The organism is Vicinamibacteria bacterium (assembly GCA_035620555.1).
Lineage (GTDB): Bacteria > Acidobacteriota > Vicinamibacteria > Marinacidobacterales > SMYC01 > DASPGQ01.
The window spans coordinates 1-2,433 of record DASPGQ010000269.1 but is presented as its reverse complement, the minus strand read 5'-3'; the positions used below and the strand labels follow the sequence as shown (position 1 = coordinate 2,433).

Genomic DNA, 2,433 nt, shown 5'->3' with positions numbered 1-2,433 from the left:
ACAGCAGGACAAGCTTTCCCATGACCCATTATAAAGCGACTCTCCCGCACTGACACGCCTTCCCAGAGCCGGACTGTGTTAGGCTCGGCCCCTCATGTCGTTCGGCACCGGAGCTCACTCGATTCCCGGATGCGATCCTTTTCGCATCCCGCCTTGATTCGGACTCAGCATGGGGACCTATACTCTCGCCGCGCTTTCGATTCTTCCCGTCCTGGCCGTCGCCGTGTTTCTCGTCGGTCTTCGTTGGCCGGCGAGCCGGGCCATGCCGCTGTCCTACGTGGTCGCCATCCTCTTGTCGGGCCTCGTCTGGGACGTTCCCTCGAGCAAGATCGCAGCCGCGAGCGTCAATGGGCTCATCGTTGCCGGAACCCTCCTTTACATCATCTTCGGAGCGATCTTGCTTTTGAACACACTCCACGAGAGCGGTGCTCTCAGTGCGATCCGGAAGGGTTTCACCGACATCACCCCCGACCGCCGAATTCAGGTCATCATCATCGCTTGGCTTTTTGGCAGCTTCATCGAAGGCTCGGCAGGTTTCGGCACGCCGGCGGCGGTAGCCGTTCCTCTTCTCGTCGGACTGGGGTTTCCCGCTCTCGCCGCGGTCGTAGCCGGGATGCTCATCCAGTCCACTCCGGTATCGTTCGGCGCTGCCGGAACCCCCATCCTCATCGGAGTAAACACCGGACTGTCGGGAGCCGAATCGGTCACCTCGTTTGCCGCTTCGAGGGGATTCGGGGAATGGACCGACTTTCTTGCGATGATCGGCGCCAAGGTCGCCCTTCTTCATGCGATTGCCGGGACGCTCGTGCCGCTGATCGTGCTGGGCTTCATGACACGCTTTTTCGGACGCGACCGCTCTTTTGCCGAAGGCCTTCGCGTATGGCCGTTCGCCCTGTTCTCGGCATTTTCGTTCACGGTTCCTTATCTCCTCGTGGCCAATCTGCTCGGCCCCGAGTTTCCTTCGCTTCTCGGAGGCCTCATTGGGTTGGCGATTGTTGTCAGCGCGGCCAAGAGAGGCTGGTTTCTCCCGAGGAAAGACGAGCTCTGGGATTTCGAGCCCTCGACTCTGTGGCAGCCCGAGTGGTCGGGCACGATCGAGGTCGTGGAGGTGAAGGGAAGAACGAGGATGGGCCTCGGCCTGGCCTGGACGCCCTACGCGATCGTGGGCCTTCTTCTCGTATTGACGCGGCTGCGAGGCCTCCCATTTTTCGGTTGGCTCAATGCCTGGTCGGTCGAATGGGCCGATATCCTCGGCTCGGGAATCACGTCTCGATTCCAGCCACTTTTTCTACCAGGAACGGTCTTCATCGTGGCGTCCCTGTGCGCCGTGATCTTGCACCGCCTGCAAGCGGCTTCCTACGGCCAAGCCGTACTTCGCTCCCTCCGAACCACCGGTGCCGCCTCGGTTGCGCTAGTCTTCACCGTCCCCATGGTCCAGGTCTTCATCAACTCCGACGGTGGCGCTTCGGGGTTCGAGCGAATGCCCATCGCTCTCGCGGACGGCGTTGCATCCCTCGCCGGTAGCGCCTGGCCCCTTTTCGCTCCCTTCATCGGGGGGCTCGGCGCGTTCGTCGCCGGAAGCAACACCGTCAGCAACATGATGTTCTCGCTATTTCAGTTCGGCGTGGGTGAGCGCATCGGCGTCGATCCGAGCTGGGTCGTAGCGCTTCAGGCGGTCGGCGGCGCTGCGGGGAACATGATTTGCGTCCACAACGTGGTGGCAGCCTCCGCGGTCGTGGGCCTCCTCGGCCGCGAAGGGGTCGTCATTCGAATGACTCTGCTGCCGTTCGTCTACTACGCGCTACTTCCCGGCGCCCTCGGCTACTTCATCGTCTGGTACGAGGACACCGGCCTCATCAACGCCGGAAGTCTCCTGGTCACGGCCATCGCCCTCGGCGCGGTTTATCTCGTCGTTACGCAAATCCGTGAGCCGCGCGAGCGTCGCTGACATTTCTCCGCGGCATCGCATTTTGAGAGGCTTTCGCCGCTCCTCTGCAGGAGATTCCCCGCAGCATCATCCAGAAAGATTCACCGCCGCGGGGGTTTTCGCGTCCTCGCTCGCTGGCGCGAACGTTGCATTAACGAAGCCGGGGGCATGGTGCGGATCACAAACTCTTCGTCACTCCTGGTCGCGATGTGCGCGGCACCCGGCGTCCTGCTCGCGGTTGGAATCGGATTCGCCGGAGCCTCCATGCTCTCCGGCGGGACGATGTGGCTCGTCGGAGCCCTGGCGGTCGCCGTGGCGTGCGGGCTCTCGGTGCTGGCGATCCGCCTTCACCTGCTCGCGCCGCTGAGCCGCATGCGAGCGAGCCTCGCCGCTCTTCGCGAGGTTGGCGGTCAGCTGCCGGATGAACTTCCGGTCCATCGATCGGACGAGATCGGCTCGCTCGCTCGTGAAGTGGCTCTGATCGCAGGTGACCGGAACGTTTCCGA

The 2,433-nt window shown here is 62.8% G+C and carries 2 protein-coding genes; both read left to right on the top strand.

The features are described from left to right. Positions 1-169 precede the first annotated feature (169 nt). Positions 170-1,948: an L-lactate permease gene (locus tag VEK15_11065; protein HXV61225.1), complete on the top strand. Its 1,779-nt coding sequence runs from the start codon at positions 170-172 to the stop codon at positions 1,946-1,948. 147 nt (positions 1,949-2,095) lie between these two features. Continuing rightward, the coding region (locus VEK15_11060; GenBank protein ID HXV61224.1) for a HAMP domain-containing protein at positions 2,096-2,433 on the top strand (338 nt) is incomplete at its 3' end.

Bases quoted from the DNA above. Each gene is read 5' to 3' on its own strand.
- VEK15_11065 (HXV61225.1), top strand. From the start codon at position 170: ATGGGGACCTATACTCTCGCCGCGCTTTCGATTCTTCCCGTCCTGGCC.